Source organism: Pseudomonas sp. NBRC 111123, from assembly GCF_001320205.1.
GTDB classification, from domain to species: Bacteria; Pseudomonadota; Gammaproteobacteria; order Pseudomonadales; family Pseudomonadaceae; genus Aquipseudomonas; species Aquipseudomonas putida_J.
The window spans coordinates 1-669 of record NZ_BCAZ01000107.1 but is presented as its reverse complement, the minus strand read 5'-3'; the positions used below and the strand labels follow the sequence as shown (position 1 = coordinate 669).

General features: G+C 58.3%; 1 protein-coding gene. It reads left to right on the top strand.

Going from position 1 to position 669, the window contains the following annotated elements; genetic code table 11:
• Window positions 1-669, top strand: a 669-nt coding sequence (locus tag APH27_RS26690) for an immunoglobulin-like domain-containing protein (protein WP_218187552.1), incomplete at both ends; no start/stop codon positions are given.

The window sequence follows — 669 nt, the reverse complement described above, 5'->3', positions numbered from 1 at the left end:
GGCAACTACGAAGGCGTGGACCTGACTGGCGCAACCACGACCGCGACCGTCGAAGACACTATCAACAACACCACCGTAACGGTGAGTTCGCTGCCGGCTAAAGAGGGTGACGAAAACATCACCTTCAACTTCCAGCTGAGCAATCCGCCGCAGACTGCTGCGACTCTGACTGTGAACGTCGGTGGCACGGTCTACACCGTGGAAGTGGATGCAGCCGGTAAAGGCACCCTCCAGGTTCCGAACACCAACGGCGAAGACGTCTACAAAGACGCGTCGAGTGTGACGGCCACTGTTACTTCGGTGAATGGCGGCAACTACGAAGGTGTCGATCTGACCGGTGCGACCACGACCGCCACTGTCGAAGACACCCTCAACAACACCACTGTGGCTGTTTCTGCCGAGCCGGCAAAAGAAGGCGATGCCAATATCACCTTCAACTTCCAGCTGAGCAATCCGCCGCAGACAGCGACGACTCTGACCGTCAATGTCGGTGGCACGGCCTACACCGTGGAAGTGGATGCAGCCGGTAAAGGCACCCTCCAGGTTCCGAACACCAACGGCGAAGACGTCTACAAAGACGCGTCGAGTGTGACGGCCACCGTTACCTCGGTGAATGGCGGCAACTACGAAGGCGTGGACCTGACTGGTGCAACCACTACTGCGTCTGTT